The sequence below is a fragment of the Microbispora sp. NPDC049125 genome, from assembly GCF_040802045.1.
GTDB lineage: Bacteria > Actinomycetota > Actinomycetes > Streptosporangiales > Streptosporangiaceae > Microbispora.
Genome location: NZ_JBEZDW010000022.1, coordinates 1 through 22,961, shown reverse-complemented (window position 1 = coordinate 22,961; position 22,961 = coordinate 1). Strand labels below are relative to the sequence as shown.

20 protein-coding genes are annotated in these 22,961 nt (G+C 71.0%); 8 read left to right on the top strand and 12 right to left on the bottom strand.

What is annotated here, in order from left to right; genetic code table 11:
* Positions 1-415: 415 nt before the first annotated feature.
* Positions 416-1,129, bottom strand: coding sequence for a maleylpyruvate isomerase family mycothiol-dependent enzyme (locus AB0B72_RS24095; protein ID WP_367741173.1), 714 nt, complete (start codon positions 1,127-1,129; stop codon positions 416-418).
* 415 nt (positions 1,130-1,544) lie between these two features.
* Here AB0B72_RS24095 and AB0B72_RS24090 point away from each other — a divergent pair, with 415 nt between their 5' ends.
* From AB0B72_RS24090 to AB0B72_RS24080, 3 genes are all read left to right on the top strand, one after another.
* Positions 1,545-1,991 carry a hypothetical protein gene (locus AB0B72_RS24090; protein ID WP_367741172.1) on the top strand — a complete coding sequence of 149 codons (447 nt, stop codon included), beginning with the start codon at positions 1,545-1,547 and terminating at the stop codon, positions 1,989-1,991.
* Between the two features lie 553 nt (positions 1,992-2,544).
* On the top strand, positions 2,545-3,225 hold the full coding sequence (locus AB0B72_RS24085) for a hypothetical protein (protein ID WP_367741171.1): 681 nt from the start codon (positions 2,545-2,547) through the stop codon (positions 3,223-3,225).
* A gap of 126 nt (positions 3,226-3,351) precedes the next feature.
* Complete coding sequence (locus AB0B72_RS24080) at positions 3,352-4,764, top strand: NAD(P)/FAD-dependent oxidoreductase (protein WP_367741170.1); 1,413 nt, start codon at positions 3,352-3,354, stop codon at positions 4,762-4,764.
* 36 nt (positions 4,765-4,800) lie between these two features.
* Here the strand turns inward: AB0B72_RS24080 and AB0B72_RS24075 are convergent, their stop codons facing one another.
* On the bottom strand, positions 4,801-5,427 hold the full coding sequence (locus tag AB0B72_RS24075) for a TetR/AcrR family transcriptional regulator (RefSeq protein ID WP_367741169.1): 627 nt from the start codon (positions 5,425-5,427) through the stop codon (positions 4,801-4,803).
* Positions 5,428-5,529: 102 nt separating this feature from the next.
* Between AB0B72_RS24075 and AB0B72_RS24070 the strand changes: the two genes are divergently transcribed.
* Complete coding sequence (locus AB0B72_RS24070) at positions 5,530-6,270, top strand: SDR family oxidoreductase (RefSeq protein ID WP_367741168.1); 741 nt, start codon at positions 5,530-5,532, stop codon at positions 6,268-6,270.
* Positions 6,271-6,306: 36 nt separating this feature from the next.
* On the opposite strand, the gene AB0B72_RS24065 is transcribed toward AB0B72_RS24070, so the two are convergent.
* Genes AB0B72_RS24065 through AB0B72_RS24055 form a run of 3 tightly spaced genes read right to left on the bottom strand, consistent with a single transcriptional unit; the run spans position 6,307 to position 8,094 of the window.
* Positions 6,307-6,933: a uridine kinase gene (locus tag AB0B72_RS24065; protein WP_367741167.1), complete on the bottom strand. Its 627-nt coding sequence runs from the start codon at positions 6,931-6,933 to the stop codon at positions 6,307-6,309.
* Positions 6,934-6,965: 32 nt separating this feature from the next.
* The gene (locus AB0B72_RS24060) at positions 6,966-7,400 is read right to left on the bottom strand and encodes a pyridoxamine 5'-phosphate oxidase family protein (RefSeq protein ID WP_367741166.1); all 435 of its coding nucleotides are present in this window, start codon (positions 7,398-7,400) and stop codon (positions 6,966-6,968) included.
* 34 nt (positions 7,401-7,434) lie between these two features.
* Positions 7,435-8,094: a response regulator gene (locus AB0B72_RS24055; RefSeq protein WP_367741165.1), complete on the bottom strand. Its 660-nt coding sequence runs from the start codon at positions 8,092-8,094 to the stop codon at positions 7,435-7,437.
* An 86-nt stretch (positions 8,095-8,180) separates the two neighbouring features.
* Between AB0B72_RS24055 and AB0B72_RS24050 the strand changes: the two genes are divergently transcribed.
* The gene (locus tag AB0B72_RS24050; protein WP_367741164.1) at positions 8,181-10,514 is read left to right on the top strand and encodes a phosphoketolase; all 2,334 of its coding nucleotides are present in this window, start codon (positions 8,181-8,183) and stop codon (positions 10,512-10,514) included.
* Here AB0B72_RS24050 and AB0B72_RS24045 read toward each other — a convergent pair.
* Positions 10,511-11,917: an NERD domain-containing protein kinase family protein gene (locus tag AB0B72_RS24045; protein WP_367741163.1), complete on the bottom strand. Its 1,407-nt coding sequence runs from the start codon at positions 11,915-11,917 to the stop codon at positions 10,511-10,513. The two genes, AB0B72_RS24050 and AB0B72_RS24045, sit on opposite strands and share 4 nt — an antisense overlap.
* Positions 11,918-12,240: 323 nt before the next feature.
* Here AB0B72_RS24045 and AB0B72_RS24040 point away from each other — a divergent pair, with 323 nt between their 5' ends.
* On the top strand, positions 12,241-13,287 hold the full coding sequence (locus AB0B72_RS24040) for an NAD-dependent epimerase/dehydratase family protein (RefSeq protein ID WP_367741162.1): 1,047 nt from the start codon (positions 12,241-12,243) through the stop codon (positions 13,285-13,287).
* Between the two features lie 111 nt (positions 13,288-13,398).
* On the opposite strand, the gene AB0B72_RS24035 is transcribed toward AB0B72_RS24040, so the two are convergent.
* The 3 genes from AB0B72_RS24035 to AB0B72_RS24025 form a co-directional block, all read right to left on the bottom strand.
* A complete protein-coding gene (locus AB0B72_RS24035; RefSeq protein WP_367741161.1) occupies positions 13,399-14,400 on the bottom strand; it encodes an endonuclease/exonuclease/phosphatase family protein in 1,002 nt (333 codons plus the stop codon).
* A gap of 124 nt (positions 14,401-14,524) precedes the next feature.
* Positions 14,525-15,070, bottom strand: coding sequence for a hypothetical protein (locus AB0B72_RS24030; protein ID WP_367741160.1), 546 nt, complete (start codon positions 15,068-15,070; stop codon positions 14,525-14,527).
* Positions 15,067-16,809, bottom strand: coding sequence for a PHP domain-containing protein (locus AB0B72_RS24025; protein ID WP_367741159.1), 1,743 nt, complete (start codon positions 16,807-16,809; stop codon positions 15,067-15,069). Before AB0B72_RS24025 ends, AB0B72_RS24030 begins: the two co-directional genes overlap by 4 nt.
* 174 nt (positions 16,810-16,983) lie before the next feature.
* Between AB0B72_RS24025 and AB0B72_RS24020 the strand changes: the two genes are divergently transcribed.
* The gene (locus AB0B72_RS24020; protein WP_367741158.1) at positions 16,984-17,412 is read left to right on the top strand and encodes a DUF2243 domain-containing protein; all 429 of its coding nucleotides are present in this window, start codon (positions 16,984-16,986) and stop codon (positions 17,410-17,412) included.
* A gap of 822 nt (positions 17,413-18,234) precedes the next feature.
* On the opposite strand, the gene AB0B72_RS24015 is transcribed toward AB0B72_RS24020, so the two are convergent.
* The 3 genes from AB0B72_RS24015 to AB0B72_RS24005 form a co-directional block, all read right to left on the bottom strand.
* Positions 18,235-19,677, bottom strand: coding sequence for a collagen-binding domain-containing protein (locus AB0B72_RS24015; RefSeq protein ID WP_367741157.1), 1,443 nt, complete (start codon positions 19,675-19,677; stop codon positions 18,235-18,237).
* 241 nt (positions 19,678-19,918) lie between these two features.
* A complete protein-coding gene (locus tag AB0B72_RS24010) occupies positions 19,919-20,347 on the bottom strand; it encodes an ATP-binding protein (protein ID WP_367741156.1) in 429 nt (142 codons plus the stop codon).
* Positions 20,348-20,382: 35 nt separating this feature from the next.
* Positions 20,383-20,772, bottom strand: a complete 390-nt coding sequence (locus AB0B72_RS24005; RefSeq protein WP_367741155.1) for an STAS domain-containing protein — start codon at positions 20,770-20,772, stop codon at positions 20,383-20,385.
* Between the two features lie 549 nt (positions 20,773-21,321).
* Between AB0B72_RS24005 and AB0B72_RS24000 the strand changes: the two genes are divergently transcribed.
* Entirely contained in the window at positions 21,322-22,518 is a 1,197-nt protein-coding gene (locus tag AB0B72_RS24000) for a glutamate--cysteine ligase (RefSeq protein ID WP_367741154.1), read from the top strand.
* Positions 22,519-22,961: the final 443 nt, after the last annotated feature.

The window sequence follows — 22,961 nt, the reverse complement described above, 5'->3', positions numbered from 1 at the left end:
GCCGATGTCGCGACGCTCTGACAGGTCGCCCGGATCACGGCGACGGCCCGCTTCAGGGGTGCCTGGTCCGGGCCGACGACGGACCGGGTGGAGGGCATGCCGGCTCGTACGGCACCTGTGGGCGTCCTGCCGGCTCGTGCGCGGCACGGGTGCGGCGGGTGGCCCACTGGGGCGCCTCTGGGGCGCCGGTGCGGCGCGTACGCCCGGGCTGAGGGTCGCGGTCGCGTCCCGGCCCTGGCGGCCGCCCGCACCTTCAGCCGTCCGGGACACCGTCCGGACGGCGCAGGACCCGCCGGTACGGCGTACGCCGCGCGCGGGCGGCATCCGGGTCTTATTACCCGGGTGCCCCGGGCCCCGGGCCGGCCCTTCGGCCGCCGGGGCCCGGGCCTCGTGCCGCGTTCCCGGCTGATCGGCGTCAGGCGAGGCAGCGCAGGGCGCTCCTGACCCGGGGGTCGAGCGGCGAGGAAGCCGGCAGCCTCCCCACGGTGGCCTGGACGAAGTCGGCGGCCGGCATCTCGACGGTCAGGCCGTCCACCCGCACCCGGACATCCCCGTCCGCCCTCTCGGCGCGGGCCTTCGCCCCCTGCTCCTCCAGGACGAACATCCCGACGGCGACCCTCCACCCGAGGCGTCCGCGCGTGTCCTCCTCGGCCACGGGAGCCCCGACGTCGTCGGCGTGCGTGGCGTACTCGGAGTCGTAGTGAAAGGCCTGGAGGCCCGCGGAGTAGGGCCCGGCCGACGTCTGCAGCGTGCCGTCACGCCCTAGCTCGCGCATCCTGCGGCGGGTCTCGGCGTTCTTGGCGCGCCAGTCGTCCAGCACCTGCTCCACCGGCCGGCCCCGGTGCTTGCGCACGGACCACTCGTTGAACTCGTCGAAACCCCCGCGTACGCCCTCGCGTTCGAGCAGCTCGAAGAACCCCTCGATGTCGCCGTCGAGACAGGCGTGGTTGTAGAGCTCCTCACCGGCGAGATGGGCGAGCACGTCACGCACCGTCCATCCCTCGCACCGGGACGGCCGCTCCCAGCCGGCCTCGTCCAGGGTGGAGAAGAAGCGGTCGAGCCGCCCGGTCTCGATGTCGAGGATCTCGAAGGGATCGAGCCCGGCCAGCGGATCCTGTCCAGAGGTCATGGTGTGAGCGGTACCCGGCCAGGGCCTTCCTTCACCCCTCCCGCGCGGCCCCCTCTCGCGCCGAACGCTCCCGTGCCGAGCTTCCCGTGGCCTACATCTCCCGCGCCGAGCGTTTCCGTCAACGTCCCGATTCTCCGCGTTTCGGCGCCGGGTGGCACTCCTCATGTCCGCGGAAGTCCGATGCCGTCGACCGCTGCGCGTCTTTCCGGATAAAGCGTATTTAATCCGTCTGGCGATGTCAGCAAATGATAGAAGGAGGGAAAGAGGTGTCGTGTGCTGTTTGTGAGTGCGGCTCCACGGACAGCATGGCGCTGGGGAGATGAATCGCGACACGGAACGTGTCCCGCATATCTCCTAATCACCGCACATATCGGGCCTTCTCGGCTCAAGTCTTTCTAGGGGAAATGAGATGTCCATGCGCACCAATTTCGTCAAGGTCCTCGCGATCAGCGCCGCCGTCGCCGGCGGCGCCCTCGTCGCGGGGCCGGCGGCGATGGCCGCCACGGCGGGCCAGAGCCGGTCGATGCCGGCGAACGAGGTCGCCGTCGCGTGCCCGACGAGCGGGGTGACATTGGACGTCAACGTGTCGCTGCAGCTCGGGGGCTGCGCAGCGATCCCGACCGTCACTCCGACCGCGAGCCCCACCCTGACCATCGCTCCGCCGCCGATCCCGACCCCGACCGCGACCCTGATCCCGGCGCCCACGGTGACCCTGATCCCGGCGCCCACGGTGACCCTGATCCCGGCGCCCACGGTGACCCTGGTCCCCGTGACGCCGACTGTCCCGTGGTACGTCACCCACCCGTGCGCCAAGCGCCACCTGCTCAGCCTCCTGCTCGACCTCGGGCTGGTCATCGGCTGACAGAGGGAAGGCTGAGCGGGGGACACATGGCCGACGGCGCCACCGGGCAGTGATCCGGCTCGGTGGGCCGTCGGCCGCTCCGGCCGGACATCGCGTCCCGCCCGGCTCACAGCCGGGCGGGACACCCGCAGCCAGTTCGGCCGGCGGCTCCCATCGGCTCGGGAGGATCTTCCGGCCGGTGCGCCCGGAGTGCCCGCGTCATCGCCGGTCTATCCCTCATGTGCCGGCATTCTGCCTCACGCCGCAGAGCGGCAAATCATGCCAGAACGGTTGGCGCCGGACGCCGCTGAGTCGTGAGCGAGGCACGGTCTTGCGGATCGCGTGGTTGCCAAAAACGATGAATGCGGCAAATGGCGTGCTAGCCGTTCAACGTCGTCAATAAAGCGATTGGTGTAGGGAAAAAGGAGCCGATCGCCGTTTGTGCTCCCGGGCGGGCGGAAAACACGACACCGGCAGGGATGATTCGCCAACGATGCCCGAATTCCACATCTCAACCATTGTAGTGAAATGTCGGAATTGATGGCTAGTGGTCTGTTCAAGGGGGAAATGAAAAATGCGTACGTGTACCGATATCGTCAGGGTCCTGGTGGTCGGCGCGGCACTGACCGGCGGCGCGGTCACCCTGGGTGCCTCTGTCGCGGCCGCTTCCACCCAAGCTGCCGCGGCCGCCCAGACCGCCGGGGCCGCCGGGATCGCCGTCCGCTCCGACGACCCCGCTCTCCATCGCTATTACTCCGGCCACGGGCGCCGGCACGCCGGGAAGCGGGGCAGGCAGCACCAGCACGACCGTCAGCATCAGCGCCAGCACCAGTTCCTGCTGCGGGACTTCACCCTCGTCCTCACGCCGTTCCAGAAGGCGGAGACGGATTCGCGCTCGTTGCCGTACAACTGGCAGAACTCGGACAGCAAGGCGGTGCCGTCGAGCGATCAGGACTCCTTCTCGGAGACGACGGCCACTCCGCAGCAGAGCCAGGACGCCAAGCAGGATGACGAGGCGGGCACGGTCCTCGGGACGTACCCGAGCGTCACGCCCACGGTGCAGGCCAGCCCGTCGGCCACCCCCACGCCGACGGTCACTGTGACCGCGACTGCCCCGGCCCCCGTGGTCCTGTCCACGCCGGACCCCGGCACGACGCTCGTCACGCCCGTGGCGGACTGCGTCACCCTTCCGATCCGGCTGGACATCGGTCTGGGGCTGCTCCTGGGGCCGATCGGCCTGAATCTCGGGGTCTGATCGCCCGGGCCTGACCGCCGGTGCTGGAGCCCCAGGCTCGTCGCAGCGGCATCCGGGGGGCGTGGCAGGCTGGGACGGCGGCCGCGCGCCCGCCCGGGTGACGGGCCGCACGAGCTGGAGGGGATCATGCCGAGGGAATTCGATGTGGTCGTGATCGGTGCCGGTCCCGCCGGGGAGAACGTGGCGGGGCGGGTGGCGGACGCCGGGATGACCGTCGCGGTCGTCGAGAAGGAGCTGGTGGGCGGGGAGTGCTCCTACTGGGCGTGCATCCCCAGCAAGGCCCTGCTCCGCCCGGTCGACCTGGCGGGCGAGGTGAGCCGGGTGCCCGGCCTGGACATCGGCCCCATCGACACCAAGGCCGTGCTCGACTGGCGCGACTACATGGTCTCCAACCTCGACGACAGCGGCCAGGTCGGCTGGCTGGACTCGGTCGGCGCCGTCCTGGTGCGCGGCACCGGCCGGCTCACCGGGCCCCGCGAGGTCGAGGTGGACACCGTGGACGGCGGCACGGAGACGCTGACCGCCCGGCACGCCGTGGTGCTGGCGACCGGCAGCCGGGCCGTGATCCCCCGGACGCCGGGGCTGGCCGAGGCCGCCCCATGGACGAACAGGGAGGCCACCGGGGCCCGCGCCGTACCCCGCCGGCTGCTGATCATCGGCGGCGGGGTGGTGGCGTGCGAGATGGCGCAGGCCATGCACGGGCTCGGCGCGGCGGAGACGACCATCCTCGTGCGCGGCGGCGGCGTCCTCGAGCGGATGGAGCCGTTCGCCGGGGAGATGGTGGCCAAGTCGCTGGAGCGTCAGGGCATCCAGGTCCTCACGGGCGAGGAGGCCGCCGCGGTCGAGCGGCCGGTTCCGGGCGGCGAGGTGACGGTACGCCTCGCGAGCGGGCGGACGATCGTGGCCGACGAGATCCTGGTGGCCACCGGCCGGCGTCCCGCGACCGGCGGCATCGGCCTGCCCACGGTGGGCCTTGAGGAGTCCGGCCCCGTACGGGTCGACGGGAGCATGCGCGCGACCGGGGTCGCCGAGGGCTGGCTCTACGCGGTCGGGGACGTGAACGGCCTCAACGCGCTCACGCACATGGGCAAGTACCAGGGCCGGTTGTGCGGGGACGTCATCGTCGCACGCGCCAAGGGCACGGCTGACGACCTGCCGTCCATGCGCGACCGCGCGGACGGGCTCGGCGCCCCTCAGGTGATCTTCACCGATCCCCAGGTCTGCGCGGTCGGCAAGACGGAGTCGCAGGCGCGGGCGGACGGCGCGGCGATACGCGTCGTGGAGTACGACATGGGCCGGGTGTCGGGCGGCTACCTGCTCGGCGACGGCTACGAGGGCCGGGCCAAGGCGGTCGTGGACGAACGACGCCGGGTGCTGCTCGGGGTGACCTTCGTGGCCCCCGGCGCCGCCGAGCTTCTGCACGCCGCGACGATCGCGGTCACGGCGGGGGTGACCCTCGACGACCTCTGGCACGCCGTGCCCGCCTTCCCCACGGTCAGCGAGGTGTGGCTGCGGCTGCTGGAGGAGTACGGCCTGTGAGCCGTCCCCGGACGGCTGCCGGAGTCGTCCGGGCGGCTACCGGAGCGCGGGCCGCTCCGGCCCGCGGGCCAGCGAGTCCCACGCCGCCGCGGCGCAGGCGATGACGGCCTCCAGCCGCGCCCTGGTGGCTCCGTCGCGGGACTGGATGGCCATGCCCTGCAGGACGGTGGCGTAGAAGCCGGCGACGGCGTCGACGTCCGTGCCGTCCTGCACGTCGCCCTCGCCGATCCCTCGTTCCAGTCGCTCCCGGAAGGACTGCTGCACGAGCGCACGCCGTCCGGCGAGGAAGTCGCGCAACTCGGGGTTGTCGGTCGTGCCGGTCAACGCTGACAAAGCCACCATGCAGCCCGGCGGCGTGGCCGGGTCGGCGAACCTGTCGGCGTTGACCTGGAGCGCCCCGATGATGCCTTCCCGCGCGGTCAGCGAGGTCTCCAGGCAGCGCAGCGCCTTGTCGCCCTCCATCGCTCCGTACAGCTCGACGGCCTCCCGGAACAGCTCCTCCTTCGAACCGAAGCAGGCGTAGACGCTGGCCGAGGCGATGCCCATCGCCGTCGTGAGGTCGGTCATCGAGGTGCCCTCGTAACCCCGCTCCCAGAACGTCACCATGGCCTGGCGCAACGCCGTGTCCCGGTCGAAGCCGCGCGGCCTGCCCCGTCCGGCCATGCCCACCGCCTTTCTTTGTCGAATGACCAATATATCTCTTGACCGGCCCGGACGCACCCTGGTAGATATTTCTTTGTCGATCAACAAAGAAATGAGGCGGCAATGGGAGAGCTCTCGGGCAAGGTGGCGCTGGTGACAGGGGGCGGCCGGGGCATCGGGGCGGCGATCGCCCGGCGGCTGGCCGCGGACGGGGCGGCCGTGGCGGTCACCTACGTCAACGCCGCCGACGGGGCGCAGGCGGTGGGCCGGCGGATCGAGGCCGACGGCGGCCGGGCACTGGTGATCAAGGCGGACCTCGCCGACGCGCACGCGGCCGCCGCGGTGGTCGAGCAGACCATGGGGGAGCTGGGCCGGATCGACATCCTCGTCAACAACGCGGCCGCGTTCGCCAGCGGCGATCTGGGACAGGTGACGCCGCAGGAGGTGGATCACGTGCTGGCGGTCAACGTGCGGGCGGTGTTCCTGGCCTGCCAGGCGGCGGCGCGCCACATGAACCCGGGCGGCCGCATCGTCAACGTCGGCACCTGCGTGACCGAGCACGTCCCGGGGCCGGGGATGACCTTGTTCGCGATGAGCAAGTCCGCGCTGACCGGCCTCACCAAGGGCCTGGCCCGTGATCTCGGCCCGCGTGGCATCACCGCCACCGTCATCCATCCCGGTCCGATCGACACCCATGCGAATCCGGCCGACGGCCCGCAGGCCCCCATGTTCAGCGGCTTGACGGCGCTGGGTCGCTACGGCACCGCCGACGACGTCGCTTCCACCGTCGCGCATCTCGCCGGCGAGGGCGGCCGTTACATCACCGGATCAGCCATCAGTGTGGACGGAGGCTTCGCCGCCTGACCAGGAGCGGCACCAGGCCGTACGGGCTCCCGCCGGTCAGAGCGCGATCAGAGCGGGGTGGCGCGGGTCCTCGACGCGTACGGCGACGTCGGCGGCCCGTGCCGGGTCCACTTCGCGTTCGTACCGGTCGTAGGCGGGCAGCGTCCACCGCTCCTCCGGCGGCGTGCGACGGGCCAGCGCCGCCGCCGAGAGCGCCAGGTGCACCGTCAGGTCGAACGGCAGGCCGCGCCCGAGCAGCAGCGCCCCGTCCACCAGCACGACCCCGCCGGGCCGCAGCGTCACGTAGGAGGCCCGGGTCGCCCGGTCCCTGGCGCTGTCCCACAACGAGGGCAGCACCCGGCCCGTACGGCCGGGCTCCAGCGGCCCGAGGACCTCACGGACCAGGCCGCCCACGTCCAGCCACTCGTCGTAGAGAGTGTCGGGGTCGGTCCTGCCGAACTCCAGCCGCAGCGAGGCGGGCCGCAGGAACCCGGCGGCGGGGGCCCGCAACACCTCACGCCCGCGCAGGCGTAGGGCCGCCACGAGATCGCCGGCCAGCCGTCCCGGCTCGGCCGGGGGCGCCCCGTCGACGGCGACCCGCACCCAGGAGTCGCGGGGCGCGGCGGCGACACGGTCGGCGAGCTCCTCCACCAGCAGTGACGGGGAGACGGGTCGGGCGCGCACCCGACCATAATCCCCGACGGCCGGACAGGACCCTACGGACGCCTCGGCTGCGCGGGCACGCCGGTCCGGATGCGGCGGCCGGAGATCTGCTCGGGAGTCATGACGATGAAGTGGTCGTGGCTGCCCGGCGCCCACGGGACCAGCGGGAGGCACGACAGCCGGGCGATCTCCGCGGGCTCGGACACCGCGCGGGCGTGCCCGACGGCGGTCACCGACCATCCCGTCTGCAGGGACGCGTCGAACTCGTCGGCCTCGAACGCCACGACGGCGTCGCGGGCGGCGGCGGCGAGCTTCGAGCCGATCCCCGTACGGATGACGACGTCCCCGCGGGAAAGGCAGAAGTTCACCGGCTGGACGGCGGGCAGCGCGCGATCGGTGAACACGATCCTCCCGAGGGGCGTGGACGCGAGCAGGTCCAGGCACTCCTGTCCGGTGAGGATCTCCAGGCCGGCCGAATCGAGCTTCATGCAGACAAGCCTGCGCGCCCCCGGTCCCGGAAATTCAGGGACGAAGGTCCCTTGATTGCCGTCGATCGGCCTTGAGTCGTGCGGCCAGGGCCGCCGCCTGGGTGCGGCGCTGCATGCTGAGCTTGCCGAGCAGGTTGGACACGTAGTTCTTGACGGTCTTCTCGGCCAGGAAGAGCCGCTCGCCGATCTGCCGGTTGGTCAGCCCCTCGCCGATCAGTTCGAGAATCTGCCGCTCCTGGTCGGTCAGCGCGGCCAGCGGGTCCTTGCGGCCGGCCTGCTCGCGCAGCCGGTTCAGCATCGCCGCCGTGGTCTGCGGGTCGAGCAGCGACTGGCCGGCGGCCACGGTGCGCACCGCCCCCACCAGGTCGGAGCCGTGGATCTGCTTGAGCACGTATCCGGAGGCCCCCGCCATGACCGCGTCGAACAGCGCCTCGTCGTCGGTGAAGGACGTCAGCATCAGGCAGGCCAGGCCGGGCATCTTCGAGCGGACGTCGCGGCAGACGTCCACCCCGGTGCCGTCGGGCAGGCGCACGTCGAGCACCGCCACGTCGGGCTTCAGCGCGGGGATGCGCGCCATGGCGGCCTCGGCGGTGCCGGCCTCGCCGATGACCTCGATGTCGTCTTCCGCGTCCAGCAGCGCGGCCACGCCCCGCCGTACCACCTCGTGATCGTCCACGAGAAACACCCGAATCATGGTGTGGACGTTAGTCGCTGTCCAGGCGGCGCGGGTAGGGACCGACATCCCCACATGAGTGAGCCGCGACGGGAGAGTGTGTAGGTATGGAGGAATTCGAGCGCATCGACGCCTACTGGCGCGCCGCCAACTACCTGTCGGTCGGGCAGATCTACCTTCTCGACAACCCGTTGCTGGCCGAGCCGCTGAAGCCCGAGCACATCAAGCCGCGCCTGCTGGGCCACTGGGGGACGACGCCCGGGCTCAACTTCTGCTTCGCGCATCTCAACCGGATCATCCGCGAGCGGGCCCAGGACGTCATGTACATCGCGGGCCCGGGCCACGGGGGCCCGGCCGCCGTCGCGCACTCCTGGCTGGAGGGGTCCTACTCGGAGACGTACCCGGCGATCTCGCAGGACGCGGAGGGCATGCGGCGGCTGTTCCGCCAGTTCTCCTTCCCCGGCGGCATTCCCAGCCACGTGGCGCCGGAGACTCCCGGGTCGATCCACGAGGGCGGCGAGCTCGGCTACGCGCTCGCCCACGCGTACGGCGCCGCGTTCGACAACCCTGATCTCGTCGTGGCCTGCGTCATCGGCGACGGCGAGGCGGAGACGGGCCCGCTGGCCGCGAGCTGGCACTCGAACAAGTTCCTGGACCGCGAGCGCGACGGCGCCGTCCTGCCGATCCTGCACCTGAACGGCTACAAGATCGCCGGCCCGACCGTGCTCGCCCGGATCCCCGAGGAGGAGCTGATCAAGCTCTTCGAAGGCTACGGCTACCGGCCGCACATCGTGTCCGGCGACGACCCGGCGGTGATGCACCCGCTGATGGCCGAGACGCTGGACACGGCCTTCGAGGAGATCGCGGAGTTCCGGTCCGGCGACTGTCACCGCCTGCCGATGATCATCTTGCGCACGCCGAAGGGCTGGACGGGCCCGCGCGAGGTCGACGGGCTCCCGGTCGAGGGCACCTGGCGCGCACACCAGGTGCCGCTGGCCGGTGTGCGGGACGACGCCGCGCACCGGGCCATGCTGGAGGAGTGGATGCGGTCCTACCGGCCCGAAGAGCTGTTCGACGCCGACGGCCGCCCGCGGGAGGACATCCTGGCGACCGTGCCGGAGGGGACGTCGCGCATGAGCGCCACCCCGCACGCCAACGGCGGGGAGCTGCTGCGCCCGCTGGCCCTGCCTGACTTCCGCGACTACGCGGTGGAGGTCAAGGCCCCCGCCACCGGCTCAAGCGAGCCGACCCGCGTCCTGGGCCGCCTGCTGCGCGACGTGATCGCCGCCAACCCGGAGAACTTCCGGCTGATGGGCCCGGACGAGACGGCCTCCAACCGTCTGTCGTCGGTCTTCGAGGTCACCGACAGGGCATGGGCGGCCGAGATCCTGCCGACCGACGAGAACCTCGGCCGTCAAGGCCGGGTCATGGAGGTGCTGAGCGAGCACCTGTGCCAGGGCTGGCTGGAGGGCTACCTGCTGACCGGCCGGCACGGACTGTTCAACTGCTACGAGGCGTTCATCCACATCGTCGACGCGATGTTCAACCAGCACGCCAAGTGGCTGGAGGCGTCGAAGAAGATCCCGTGGCGGCGGCCGGTGGCCTCGCTGAACTACCTGCTGTCCTCGCACGTGTGGCGGCAGGACCACAACGGCTTCAGCCACCAGGACCCGGGCTTCCTGGACGTGGTGGTCAACAAGAAGGCCTCCGTCGTACGGGTCTACCTGCCGCCGGACGCCAACACCCTGCTGTCGGTGGCCGACCACTGCCTGCGCTCCCGCGACTACGTCAACGTCGTCGTCGCCGGCAAGCAGCCCGTGCTCGACCTGATGGGCATGGAGGAGGCGATCAGCCACTGCAGCCGCGGGCTGGGCATCCTGGAATGGGCCTCCAACGACGCCGGCGTCCAGCCTGACGTGGTGATGGCCTGCGCGGGGGACGTGCCGACGCTGGAGACCCTGGCCGCCGCCGCCCTGCTGCGCGAGCACATGCCCGAGCTCAAGGTGCGCGTGGTCAACGTGGTCGACCTGATGCGGTTGCAGCCGGCCACCGAGCACCCGCACGGGATGTCCGACGCCGAGTTCGACGCGCTGTTCACCGCCGACCGGCCGATCATCTTCAACTTCCACGGCTATCCGTGGCTGATCCACCGGCTCACCTACCGCCGCAACGGCCACGAGAACATCCATGTCCGGGGGTACAAGGAGGAGGGCACCACGACCACGCCGTTCGACATGTGCATGCTGAACGACATCGACCGCTACCACCTGGTCATGGACGTCGTCGACCGCGTCCCGGGCCTGGCGATCAAGGCGGCCCACCTGCGGCAGGCCATGGTGGACGCCCGGCTGCGGGCCCGCGCCCACACCCGCGAGTTCGGCGAGGACCCGGCCGAGATCCGCGACTGGACCTGGCCCCAGGACGTCCCGGGAGAACGCTAGTCCCGGGAGAAGCGGCGCAGGGCGCTCCTGAACCGGCCGAGGAAGGCGCGTTCGGCCTGCCGAGGGCGGGCTGAGCGGGCCTGGCGCAGCTCGGCGAGGGCGGTGGCCGCGTCCGGGCGCTTGGCCGGCGTGGGGTCGCGCATCCGCCGCACCAGGTCCATCACGTCGGGGGAGACGCCCGCGGCGTCCGGCTCGCCGTCGGCGCCGGGGACGGGCAGCTCGCCCGTCAGGAGCTGGAAGGCGATCACGCCCGCCGAGTAGACGTCGGCGGCCGAGGTCATCCGGTCGGACCTCGCCCGGCATTCCGGCGCCACGTAGTGGACGTCGAGGATGTTCGGCAGCTCGTTGGCCACCGTGTGCTTGCGCGGGCCCGGCTTGGCGTAGTCGAAGCCGGTCAGCATCGCGTTGCCGGTGTCGCTGACCAGCACGCATGCCGGGGTGAGCGCCCGGTGGACGACGTTGTTCGCGTGGACGTGGGCCAGGCCGTCCAGCATGTCCTCCATCACGCCGAGCTTCGCCTCTGTGCCCAGCCGCCGCCCGGTCAGGTGCAGGTGCAGAGCCTGCCCGTGCACGTCGTCGAGCACCAGGACGAACCTGCTCTCGTCGTCCATCGCGAAGAAGTCGCGTGAGCGTACGACGCACGGGTGCGGCGGGATCTTGGCGAGGGACTGGTAGGCGTTGGCGATCCGCCGCTGCTCCGCCACCCGGCGCTGCTGCTCGGCCAGCGGATCGGCCCGGTAGACCCGCAGCAGCACGGTCTCGCCGGCCGCCGCCGTGGCGTTCACCGCGCGATACTCGGTGACCCGGCTGTCGCCGCCGAGCTGCTCCTCGACCTCCCAGTTGCCGAACCTCGGCGCCGCCGTCGAGCGGCGCACGGTCCCGTTCAGCGCCTCGATGATGGCCGTCCGGTACGGCGTGGCGTCGCGGCTGCAGCCGTGCCTGACCCGGGACACGTCGCTGAGCGTCGAGATGAGGCCCGAGACCGTGGTCACGTGCCGGGCGTCCCGGCCGCTCGGGTCGATGAGGACGGCGCCCGGCGCGGTGAGCACCACGATGTTGTCGACGTAGAGCCGCTCCAGCTCCCGGTGCTCGTCGATCAGCAGGCCCTTGAGCGCCCGGGCCGTGCCCCGCAGTTTCGCCACGGGCGACCCGAAGGCCTCCCGGTGCTGGGGGAACCATCGCGTCCCCGCCACCTCGAACCGGCCCCGGGCTCCCTTGACGTCGATGACGCAGAGCGAGTGGCCGGTGAGCACCACCACGTCGACCTCGAACAGGTCGGCGCCGCGGGGCACCTCGATGTTGTGAAGCAGCAGCCAGTCGTCTGGGGCGTTGTCCCGCAGGTGCGCGATGACCCTTCGTTCGGCGTCATTGACGGGGCGTCCGCCACCGACGATCTGAGCCATCTCTCCTGTTCCGCCTTTCTGCCCCGATTGAGACTTTCATCCTCCTAGGAACCGGTATTCCCGCGCCACCACTGAATTCCCCGTCCTTGCCCAAAGGCAGACCTACCGGTCGTTCCCGGGTCTCCCACCTGGGCGACGGCGCCCGTGCTCGCGGTGTGCCGAATTTCCGGCGAGACCGTACGGCGGGGGCGCGCGCCCGGTTCTCCCCGGTCACCCGCGGCCGTGGAGCCGCGTGACATCCCCAGCATGGCGGTTCCCCACGCCTACGGTCGCATGGCGCCCTGCCAGTTTGCACCCACCTTCGTCGGGAAACGGGGGTAATTATGCGAGTTGTCGTGGTTGGTGCCACCGGAAACGTCGGGACGAGCGTCGTTCAGGCCCTCGAATCCGAGCCGAGCGTCACCTCGATCGTGGGGGTGGCCCGCCGGATGCCCGGCTGGCGTACGGGGAAGACGGAGTGGCGCACGGCCGACGTGAGCCGCGACGACCTGGCGGACGTCTTCGCCGGGGCGGACGCCGTCATCCACCTCGCCTGGCTGTTCCAGCCGACCCACGATCCCGTCGTGACGTGGAAGGCCAACGCGCTGGGCAGCATTCGGGTCTTCCGTGCGGCTGCCGCCGCGGGCGTGTCCGCACTCGTCCACAGCTCGTCGGTCGGCGCCTACTCCCCGGGCCCGAAGGACAGGGCGGTCGACGAGAGCTGGCCCACCCACGGCTGGCCCCGGGCGGCGTACTCGCGGGAGAAGTCGTACGTCGAGCGGGTGCTCGACACCTTCGAGTTGCGGCACGAAGGCATGCGGGTGGTCCGCATGCGACCGGGCTTCATCTTCAAGGAGGAGGCGGCGAGCGAGCAGCGACGGCTGTTCGGCGGCCCCTTCCTGCCGCAGCGCCTGATCAGGCCGAACCTGATCCCCTTCGTGCCGGACATGCCGCGCCTGCGGTTCCAGGCCCTGCACACGGCGGACGCGGCCGAGGCGTTCCGGCTGGCGCTCACGCGGCCGGTCACCGGGGCGTTCAACCTGGCCGCCGATCCCGTCATCGACCCGTCCGTGCTGGCCGAGCTGCTCGGGGCGCGTAAGGTGCCGGTGCCGTCCACGTTCGTCAAGACGGCGGTGGCGGCGGGGTGGCACCTCCGGCTGATCCCCGCCTCGCCCGGCCTGGTGGAGATGGCCCTGCAGATCCCGATCATGGATGTGAGCCGCGCCCGCGACGAACTGGGCTGGACGCCGCGCCACAGCGGGACCGACGCCCTCCGCGCGGTGATCGAGGGCATGGGGAAGCGGAGCGGAATGGACACGCCTCCGCTGACGCCCGACAGCGTGCGGGGACGCCTCAGGGAGCTGGTCGGCGGCGTGGGCGAGCGCCCCTGACCGGGCCGGCCCTGAGCGCAGGGTCAGCTCACCGTCACCGGGGTGAGGCCACGGGGGTCGCGGCCGTCTCCAGGGCGAACGCCGACTCGCCGTCCGTACGTGACGCGGGCGTCACCGTCCCGGCGCGATGCGCAGCTCGGCGAAGACCGCGCGGTGGTCGGAGCCCGGCAGGTCCTGGACGGACGCCGACACCGGGAACGACCGCCGGTCCACGAGCACGTGGTCGATCGCGACCATCGGGAACAGGCGGTGCGACGCGGGCCAGGTCATGCTCAGGCCGTTGCCGGTCTCGGCCGCCGAGTCGACGTAGCCGGTGCCGAGCAGGTTCCGCAGCACCGCGTGGTCGAGCGTGGAGTTGAAGTCGCCGGACAGGACCCGTGTCACGCCGGACGTGGGCGCGGGCGGCAGCGTCTTCACGCCCAGCTCCCATTCGCCGACCGTCTCGGGCACAGGGGCGACCGGATGGACGGCGACGATCTCGAAGGGCGTGCCGTCGGGCGTCGTGGCCTCGGCCACCGGCATGTGGTGGCCCACCGGCTGGAACAGGCCCGTACGCTCCTTGAGCGGCCGGGTGGAGAAGATGCCGGTCCCGGTGGGCCCGTCCCCCGTCTGCGCCACCCGGTACGGCAGCAGCCTGCTGAGGCCGTCGGCGTCCAGGCTCTCCTCCAGCCAGGGGGTCAGCTCCTCCAGCGTGACCACATCGGGCCGCAGCCGCTTGATGAGGTCGATGACCCCCCACGGGTCGGCCCGTCCCTCGTTGAGGTTGGCGGTGAGGACGCGCAGCGGATGGCCGCCCGCCTCCTGCCGGCCGCCGACCGCGCGCGGCACGACCCACCACGCGAACAGCAGCGCGATGACGGTGGTCACGGCGATCGTCACCCTGCTCCGCGAGGCCGCGCCGAGTAGGGCGGCGGCCACCGCGACCCCGGCGGCGAACGGCGTCAGCGCCACGAGCCCGACCGGCAGGGTCGACGCCTCCCAGCCCGCCACCCTGAGGAGGGCCAGGCCCGCCAGCGGCACGGCGGCCATCCAGGCCGGCACGGCCGCCGGCATCCGCACCGGCCGTCGCGGCCGGGACGCCGTGAGATCCGGCAGGACTTCGTCCGTGAGCACGAGCACACCCCCGCGGTGACCCTAGCAACGGGACCGCCCGCGAGGCGGACGACGGCCGTCGCAAAGTGCCGGTTTTCAGGTGATTCTCAGGTTTCTCACATCCCTCCCGCAGCCGCAGCCGGCGTCAGGCGTGGTCGGCGCAGCAGGGCGTGGGATTGGGCACCTCGGCCGGGGTCAGCCGCCCGCCCGCCATCGGCATGGTGAGCAGCGTCATCAGCCCCTCCCGCCAGACCGGGCGCACGTGGTCGTTCGTCACCACGACGGCCGCGGCGGAGGGAGGCTCCGGCTGCGCCAGGACGAGGACCTGGTCGAGTGCCGAGCGCGCGAGCAGCTCCGCGACGGTGAGCGAGCCCACCAGCTCGGCCCGCCCCGGGAAGAGCACCACCCGTCCCCCCTCACCCGACGCGTGCTCGGCCGCCGCCCGCGCGGCGCCCTCCCCGTCCGGTCCCGTACGGCTCTCGCCGACGGCGGCCGACACTCCGGTGGGGAGCAGGGACGGGTCGACCGGCTCGGGCACCGCCAGGGAGCACGCCACATGAGGCACACCCGTACGGACGAAATGGGTGCAGCCGATGAGCCCGGGCGGCGTGCCGAGCGCCTCCGCCACCATGTGGAGAAGGTGCTCGGCCTCGGCGACCGTACGGGATCCGGCGTCGATACCGATGATCATCGGCGGGGCAGGATCCAGATCGGGTTGGTGTAGAACCACAGGTCCTTCCACGGGTCGGCGTCGCCGAACACGTCGATCTGCGGGCCGTGCGGGTCCACGGCGGCACCGAGCAGGCCGGGGGCGCTGCGGTTGCCGTCGGTGCCGCGCAGCCGCACGTACACGGGCCGGTCGACGGCTCCGAGCTTGAACGTGAACGTGACGGTGCCGGTGTTCTTGCCCACCTCGAAGGACTGGGTGACCTTCGTCGAAGGGGTGGTGAAGGCGTCCTTGTCCGACACCGGTCCGGTGACGTCGCCCTGGATCAGGTCGACGCGGGCCAGGGTCGGCACGAACTGCGCCCAGTTGGGCCGGTTCGCCAGCGTGATCTCGACCGCGACCTCCACCTGCGCGCCCTGGCGGACGTGGAGGGTGTCGCCGAGGGTCACGCCCCGCTTGTCCGAGGTGCGGGCGCGGACGACCAGGCCGCTGATGAGACCGCCGTGGTCCACCCACACCCGGCCCTGCCGCAGCCCCTCCATCACGGCGCCGTAGGAGAACCCGGCCGCACCGACGTGGGTACGGCTGTAGTAGCCCGGCCAGAAGTCGCTGTTCGCGAGGTTCGGCACGCCCTTGTAGATCGGGTCGTTGTAACGGCCGTTGGCGTCGAAGTCGCTGCCCGGCCCCCGGTCGCTGGCGTCTCCGTACACCGTGTGGGAGTCGGAGTTCGCGGTGATCCACCAGGCCTTGCCCTCGGCGAGGAGGCTGTCCCACAGGCCGCCGACGGTGGCGGTCATCCAGTCGAAGCCGCCGAAGGTCTTGTAGCTCTCCGGCGGGTAGCCGGACCAGGAGTCGGCGCTCGGGCTGTTGTCGTAGAGGCCGCGGCCGGAGCCGGGGCCGTTCGGCTTGGGGATGCCGGCGGCCTGGTGGCCGGGCGCGCCCTCCATGCCGATGGCGATCCCCGGCTGGGCGTCCCGCCAGGCCCTGATCTCGTGCGGGGTGTCGAGACCCTTGCGCGCGGGGTGGTTGGCCAGGAACAGCACGTCCGGCACCCGGCGCTTCTTGACGGCGTCGGCGAGGAAGTTGAGGCCCGCGATGGCCAGCGCCTCGTTCTGCGGGGTGCTCGCGGTGGCGTTCTTGACGCTGCCGTCGAAGGAGTTCTCGAACTCCTTGAGCGTGGCGACCTCGTTCCGCCCGGGAGCGACGAACACCGTTCCGTGCTCGGCGGCGGGGATGTTCCACTCCAGGCCCTGGAAGACCAGCGTGTCCTTGACCGCCTCGCGGGCGGCGAGGATGTCGGGGTTGACCTTCTCCACGCCGATCTTCGCGTGCGCCACGCTGCCGTGGTCGGTGATGACCATCCAGCCCAGCCCGTACGCGTTGGCGTGCTGGACGTGGTCGATCACCCGGTACATGCCGTCGGAGCTGTGCTGCGTGTGGATGTGGTGGTCGCCGGCGAGCCACAGGTAGCCGTCGCGCGGTTCTCCGGGGGTCGACCGGGTCAGGCCGGCGGTGTCGGCGGTGTCGGCGGTGTCGGCGGCGGCCCGGCCGGAGGCGCCGAGAACGCCGGCGGCGGTGACGCCCGCGCCGAGGAGGCCGGCACGCCGGAACATCTGGCGCCGCGACAGCTCGGCCGGCGAGAGGTCCTTGTCCGCCACCGACATGTCGACGACCGCTGCCATCTCGCCCTGGCCCGGCGCGGCGCCGTCATCGTGGGAGTGATCGTGAGGGTGGGGGTGAGGGTGGGGGTGCCCGTGACTCATGGTGCGCTGCTCCTTCGTCCGCCGGAACGGTCGTCCTCCGGCTCCGCACGCACCCTGACGACACCGGGTTAACCGTGCGTGAACGCGGGGCGCTTCCGGCGGGGCGGCCGCCTGTACGGATCACGCCCGTCGCGCCGGCCGTTACCGAAGGTGCGGGCCGGGTAACTGTTCGCCATGGCCTCGACACGCTCCGCCGGACTGGTCCTCGGCCTCGGCATCGGCGGCTTCATCGACGGGATCGTGCTGCACCAGCTCCTCGGCTGGCACCACATGCTGAGCGGCTGGTATCCCCACGACGAGCGGATCAACATGATCGGTGACGGGTCGTTCCACCTCGGATGCCTCGTGCTCGTCTGCGTCGGCATTGGCCTGCTGTCGCGCACCGGCCCGAATCCGGGCCGGGAGCTGTTCGGCTGGATCGTCGCGGGCTGGGGCGCGTTCAACCTGGTCGAAGGCCTGATCGACCACCAGATCCTCGGCGTGCACCACGTGCGGCAGGGGCCGGGCCGGCTCGGCTGGGACCTGTCGTTTCTCGCGCTGGGGGCGATCCTGGTCGCCGTCGGAGTGCTCCTCGCCCGCCGCCGGGTTCCCGTTCCCGCCTGACTCGCACGGCTCGGCCGGCCGTGACCGCGGAGCGCGGAGGCCGTGGCGTGGCCCGCCTGATGCCTACGTCGCAGGAAAATAGCGGCGTGTCGCACGCTGACCCAAAATTCCGGAAAGGCCGGGGGACAAAACGGTCGGGAAAGCTCGCTTATCGGGACATAAACGGGCGAAAGTATATAGCCAGCTGTGATACGGCGGTCACTCTTCGTGTGCTCCCTAGAATGCCGCTCGCATTCGTTGCGTCCATGGCGTGTCACCTGTGACCATGCATTCACAGGTCCGACAGTCCCCTCCAGCCGGGTCGCCGCGACGACGCTCGCCGGGGATCACCCGCGCGGCGCGGGACGGGACCATCTGGAGAAAAGGATTCGGGCTGACCACCATATTTGAGGCCAAAACCCTCAAATAGCAAAAATGGGGAAGGGGGCCACGATGACTGCTATCAGGCCCCGCGGGAGCGGGGGACGCCGTCACCAAGAGCGGTTTTACGACCCGGAGCCGGGTTCCTGGATCGGAGAGGTGGCGAGAGCGGTCCGGGACGTGGTTGACAGCACACCCCGGACCATCCGCCTGTGTCTGTTGATCGCGGTTGCCGCCGCGTCGTGGACGTACCTCAGGTAGCGCTGAGGGGCGTCGTTGTGGTCGCGGACCCAGGTTAAGCCGGGTGGAGACTCCGGACGGCCCGATTTACGGGATCGGGACGGTACGGAGGGTCAATGCCAACGCTCTACCTGGGTCCGCGTGTGACGCTCATGCCTACGGGTGGCTCACGGCGCGTTCTCGGTAGGCCAACCGCGGCGGCCGGTCAACCGCGGCGGCCGGTCATCCGCGGTGGCCGGGAGAGCGGGTCCTGCCCTTCGCCTGCGACCGTGACCCCGGTCCGTGCCGCCGGCCCCGCTCTTGATCCGCCCCGGAGTCCGCGTGGTGGGGCACGACTACGGCGAACTTCGTGTCCTCGTGGCGGTGCCAGCCCGCCCCGGCCGAGGTGTGGAACTGGGTCCTGTCGTGGCGGCTCTCCTCGTTCTTTGAGACCTGACGGTCGTGGGTCCGCGGGCTCGCGGGCCGCGCCGCGGCGGCGGTCTGGGTGACCGTGACAGCAGGCCTGGGTGTGGAGCCGCCCGACGATGTGGGCGACCCTGTGGGCGTTGATGTGGGCGACCCTGTGGGCGTCGGTGTGGGTGTGGGTGTGGGTGTGGGTGTGGGGCCTGCCGCGCAGTCGAGGGAGGCGGCGAACTGGAAGTTGTGGATCTCGCCGCCGTTGTTGGCGGCTGTCCCGTGGGTCAGCTCCCGGACGATCACGTTGCCCTCGATGTTGGACGAGTTCTCGTCGATCAGCGAGGCGCGGGGAGCGTAGATCGTCCCCTCCACGGTGGCTCCCATGCCGGGGGGCAGGGTGATCTTGGTGGCGTCCGGGAAGTTCAGCAGGATGAAGCGCGCCTGGGGGCCGCCGATTCCGGCGAAGTTCGGCGGCGCCCACGTGTAGTCGCCGCCGACGTCCGTCGTGTGCACGTTGATGAGCAGCGGGCTCGTCGCCGTCGGCTGGTTGTCGAAGATGAGGTTCGCGATGTTGCTCAGGTTGGTCGAGCTGATGTCGATGACGTTGGTGACCCCCGGAGCGAGGGCGATCCGGACCGTCGAGCCCGGCGGGATGACTCCGCCCGGGTAGGGCTGCCCGTTCCCGTCGCGCAGCACCACGTTGTTGGCGCAGGTGGCCAGAGCGGTGGACCGGGCGCGGTAGGTGTCGAACAGGTCGGGGAAGTTGAAGATCATGGCGGGGCCGACGGAGGAGACGGGCTGGCGCACGGTCAGCTCCACCCGCTTCGGGTCCTCGTAGTCGTTGGTCGAGTTCAGCCGCGTGTTGGCTGGCGCCATGTTGTTGTCGAAGTCCATGACGAACGTGCCACTCAGGTCCATGACCTTGACGTAGCCGTTCTGGAGGACCGAGACGCGGCCCGTCGGGACGCTCTGGGCGAAGTCGATCCGGCCTCCGATGACCAGGGCGGTGGGCTGCGCGTCACCGGGGGCGACGTACGTGCCGGCGCTGTTGGTGGCGACGCGGTAGTCGCCGGTCATGATGAGGTTGCCGCCGAGCGCGAGGGTGCCGTCGTTCTCGTTACCGGACAGCCGGGTGTCGGTCTCGACGACGACGGTGAACCCCTTGTTGCCGCTGATGGGGTCGATCGGCACCCGCACGGACCGGGAGGACGCCGAGGTGGCGGCCCCGAATCCGAAGACGGCCGACCCCAGCACCACGGACAGACCCAAGCTGCGGGCGCACCTTGTGACACGCGATTTCTTCACCGCGCAAGCGTAGGCGGATGGGGCCGCTCTACCTGTCCTGACGTGCGCAAACGCACGCTGTGGTGTCGGTCAAGGCTTCACCGGCGAAGGACGCCGTATGGCGCAGCCGCACGGCGCAGGTTACGAGGACGCCACACGGCAGAGGCTGGACGGCGCCGCTGCACGGTGTAGGTCGCATGTGCGAGCCCTACGCCTGATCGGGCGCCTACCGGTGGAGCGACGCCCCGTCGTGGCCGTTCGCCGGCTCGATCTCGGCTGTCAGGCGTACGGACAGGCGGATCATCGAGCGCCCGGGGGCCTGGTCGACGCTCACCGAGTCGCAGAGCCGGCACATCAGCCACAGGCCGTACCCTCGGTCGCGCTTGCCGCTGGGGCGCCCTTTGGGGACGTCCTCCGGGCGCAGCACGCCGGCGTGATCGGTCACGTCCACGCTGAGCGAGGTGTCGTCGTGCCACATCGCGAGTGTGCCGACGCCGCCCCCGTGCTCCAGCACGTTGATGGCGGCCTCGTTCGCCGCGATGACCAGATCGTCCAGCCGGAGGCCGGTGAGACCGGCCTGAACGGCATACCGCTGGATGTGCTCGCGCAGCACGGCGAGATCATCTGTGATCGGCCACTGCTGGATTTCGGCCACCGCCTGTCCTCCTCGACGCCGTCCAGTTCCGTACGTCAACCGTGCCGCCCTGGGTTGGAGGGTAGCCGGACGCGCGCCGTGCTCAGCGCCTCCGCGATCCCCGGGCACACGGTGAACGCGTGGATGAGCCCCGTGACCCTGAAGATCCTGACCAGCCTCGTGTTCAGGCCGGTGAGCGTGACGGCCCCGCCGCGCACCCCGAGGAGCGTGCGAACGCTGAGCAGCACTCTGATACCGGTGGAGTCGCAGAAGTCCACCCCGGTCATGTCCAGCACGAGCTCCCGGTGGTCGTCGGAGAGCGCGCTCTCCAGATCGGCCCGCAGCTCCTCGGCGTTGGAGAAGTCCAAGGAGCCGTTCAGGGCGATCGCCAGGACCTGCCCCGCGACGTCGTGAGGAATCGGGGTCAGCACGACGGCGGCGGTCATATGCACACCTCGGGGGACTTGGCGGGCACGGTCAGGGCCAGTACGGCGGTGTCGTCGGCGAGCCACGGGCCGAACCGTTCAGCAGCTCGCTGATCGCGCCGAATCTGCCATAAGCGCCCGCGTCTGGGAGGACGGCAGACAACAGCGCCGGAATGACCGCATCATCCTAGCGAACGGTCCCTTCGCGTCGTCCCCGCCGATCCCTGTCGTGGGTTCCGCACGTGGGCGTGTTCGTCAAGCTCGTACTCCTGTCGCGAGAGCGGGCCCCGGCACACCGGCAACGTGGCAATGGGGAACGCGGAATCTCGGCACCCACCAATGCGGCAACGTGGAACGGGGGAAACGGCGGAACTGGTGGAACTGGTGGAACTGGGGCGCTGTTTGGCGCCGCGCAACCGGCACCAGGAAACCTCGTCGCTCGAAAACTTGGGCAAGAAAACGTCAAAACGGTTTTTGCCGACACGGTCCTGGGGAGCGTGGGGGTGATCGGCCGGTCCGGTCCCTGGCCCGGTCGACGGCGTCTCCCGACAAGAACGGATGGAGACCGCCATGCCAGAGGTGACAGAGGCGGTCGTGGCCGGCAGGGGTCAGGGGACCTCCGTCGTCGCGACGGTCACGGGCCGGCCCGCGACGAGGGCGCTCACGCTGGGGGTGGAGGAGGAGTTCCTGCTCCTCGACCCAACGACCGGGCGCGTGGTACCCGCCGCCGAGGAGGTCCGTCGGCGAGTGGCCGGTCCGGTGGAAGCCTGGCTGGTGCCCGAGATGACCCGGTTTCAGCTGGAGACCAACAGCGCCGTCCACACCGACCTGCGCGACCTGCGACGCGATCTGCTGGAGATGCGGATCGTCGTCGCGGCCGCCGCTCAGAGTGCCGGAGTACGGCTGGCCGCGTGCGGCACCCCGCTGCGTGGCAACCCGGGCCTGCCGCCGCTGTCCCGTTGCCCCCGGTACCACGCGATCCGGCGGGAGTTCCGCGGCCTGACCCGCGGCCAGGGGGTGTGCGGCTGCCATGTGCATGTGGGAATCGGCGACCGAGAGGAAGCCGTCCAGGTCAGCAACCACATCCGCCCATGGCTGCCCGTACTGCAGGCGCTGACGTGCAACTCGCCGATCTGTGACGCACTGGACACCGGCTACGCGAGCTGGCGGGCGATGGTGATGTCGCGGTGGCCCAGCGCCGAGCCGCCGCCGTTCTTCCGGTCGGCCCCGCACTACGACCAGATCGTCTCGGGACTCCAGGCCAGCGGTGCCGTGCTCGACCGGGGGATGATCTACTGGCTGGTCCGCCTCTCCGATCACGTGCCGACCCTTGAGTTCCGCGCCGCGGATGTCTGCGCGACCGTGGGAGAGACCGCCGTGCTCGCCGGCCTGGTGCGTGCCCTGGCCGCGACAGCGCTGAGCAGCGTGCGCGCTGGGGTGCCCGCCCCAGCGGTCGATCACTCGGTGCTACGGGCGGCGTATTGGCGGGCCGCCCGCGACAGCCTGGAGGGCGAGGGTCTCGATCTCTTGTCCGGCGTCCGGATGCCCGCCTGGCGTCTCGTCCGGATGCTGGTGGATCATGTCCGGTCCAGCTTGGAGGACACCGGAGACTGGACGCTGGTCGCCTCCGGCCTGGCCCGGTTGCGGCGGCGCGGGTCGGGGGCGGCCCGTCAGCGTGCCGCCTTCGAGCGCCGCGGGCACCTGCCCGACGTCGTCGACCTGCTCGTCCGCCAGACCCTTGCTTCCCCTCGCGAGCTTCCTTGCTGATCGCTTGATGTTCGGCACGATGATCGTGGCGGCAGGTGACGGTGAGCTTGTCTTCGTGGGTGGGCCGTTGGCCGACCTCCCATAGGGCGCTTTCCGGAGATCCGTCGGCTGGATCAGAACGGGGGGACGTCAAGGTCGTGTCCCATCGTCGGGTGGTGATCTGGGGGTGGGGGGTCGTGTTTGGTTGGGGTTTCCTCCTGGGCGGTCGGGGGTGGGTTGGGCATGATCGTTTGTTGGGTGAGTCGGTCTTCGGTCGTGTTGCTTGCCGGGGGTGTTTCTGGGGTGGGGCGGGGTCGGGGTTGGGGGAGTGGGGTGATGATCTTGGGTGGTCGGGTGGGGTAGGTGTGGCCGAGTGGGCTGGTCCAGATGGTCAGGTGGGGTTGGGGCATGGTGACGTGCCAGCCGCCTTGGTGTTTGGCGCGGTGGTCGTGGCGGCAGACCAG

Excerpts from the sequence above, each read along its gene's own strand:
- AB0B72_RS24095 (WP_367741173.1), bottom strand. The coding sequence starts at position 1,129 with ATGACCTCTGGACAGGATCCGCTGGCCGGGCTCGATCCCTTCGAGATC.
- AB0B72_RS24090 (WP_367741172.1), top strand. The coding sequence starts at position 1,545 with ATGCGCACCAATTTCGTCAAGGTCCTCGCGATCAGCGCCGCCGTCGCC.
- AB0B72_RS24085 (WP_367741171.1), top strand. The coding sequence starts at position 2,545 with ATGCGTACGTGTACCGATATCGTCAGGGTCCTGGTGGTCGGCGCGGCA.
- AB0B72_RS24080 (WP_367741170.1), top strand. The coding sequence starts at position 3,352 with ATGCCGAGGGAATTCGATGTGGTCGTGATCGGTGCCGGTCCCGCCGGG.
- AB0B72_RS24075 (WP_367741169.1), bottom strand. The coding sequence starts at position 5,427 with ATGGCCGGACGGGGCAGGCCGCGCGGCTTCGACCGGGACACGGCGTTG.
- AB0B72_RS24070 (WP_367741168.1), top strand. The coding sequence starts at position 5,530 with ATGGGAGAGCTCTCGGGCAAGGTGGCGCTGGTGACAGGGGGCGGCCGG.
- AB0B72_RS24060 (WP_367741166.1), bottom strand. The coding sequence starts at position 7,400 with ATGAAGCTCGATTCGGCCGGCCTGGAGATCCTCACCGGACAGGAGTGC.
- AB0B72_RS24055 (WP_367741165.1), bottom strand. The coding sequence starts at position 8,094 with ATGATTCGGGTGTTTCTCGTGGACGATCACGAGGTGGTACGGCGGGGC.
- AB0B72_RS24050 (WP_367741164.1), top strand. The coding sequence starts at position 8,181 with ATGGAGGAATTCGAGCGCATCGACGCCTACTGGCGCGCCGCCAACTAC.
- AB0B72_RS24045 (WP_367741163.1), bottom strand. The coding sequence starts at position 11,917 with ATGGCTCAGATCGTCGGTGGCGGACGCCCCGTCAATGACGCCGAACGA.
- AB0B72_RS24040 (WP_367741162.1), top strand. The coding sequence starts at position 12,241 with ATGCGAGTTGTCGTGGTTGGTGCCACCGGAAACGTCGGGACGAGCGTC.
- AB0B72_RS24030 (WP_367741160.1), bottom strand. The coding sequence starts at position 15,070 with ATGATCATCGGTATCGACGCCGGATCCCGTACGGTCGCCGAGGCCGAG.
- AB0B72_RS24025 (WP_367741159.1), bottom strand. The coding sequence starts at position 16,809 with ATGAGTCACGGGCACCCCCACCCTCACCCCCACCCTCACGATCACTCC.
- AB0B72_RS24020 (WP_367741158.1), top strand. The coding sequence starts at position 16,984 with ATGGCCTCGACACGCTCCGCCGGACTGGTCCTCGGCCTCGGCATCGGC.
- AB0B72_RS24005 (WP_367741155.1), bottom strand. The coding sequence starts at position 20,772 with ATGACCGCCGCCGTCGTGCTGACCCCGATTCCTCACGACGTCGCGGGG.
- AB0B72_RS24000 (WP_367741154.1), top strand. The coding sequence starts at position 21,322 with ATGCCAGAGGTGACAGAGGCGGTCGTGGCCGGCAGGGGTCAGGGGACC.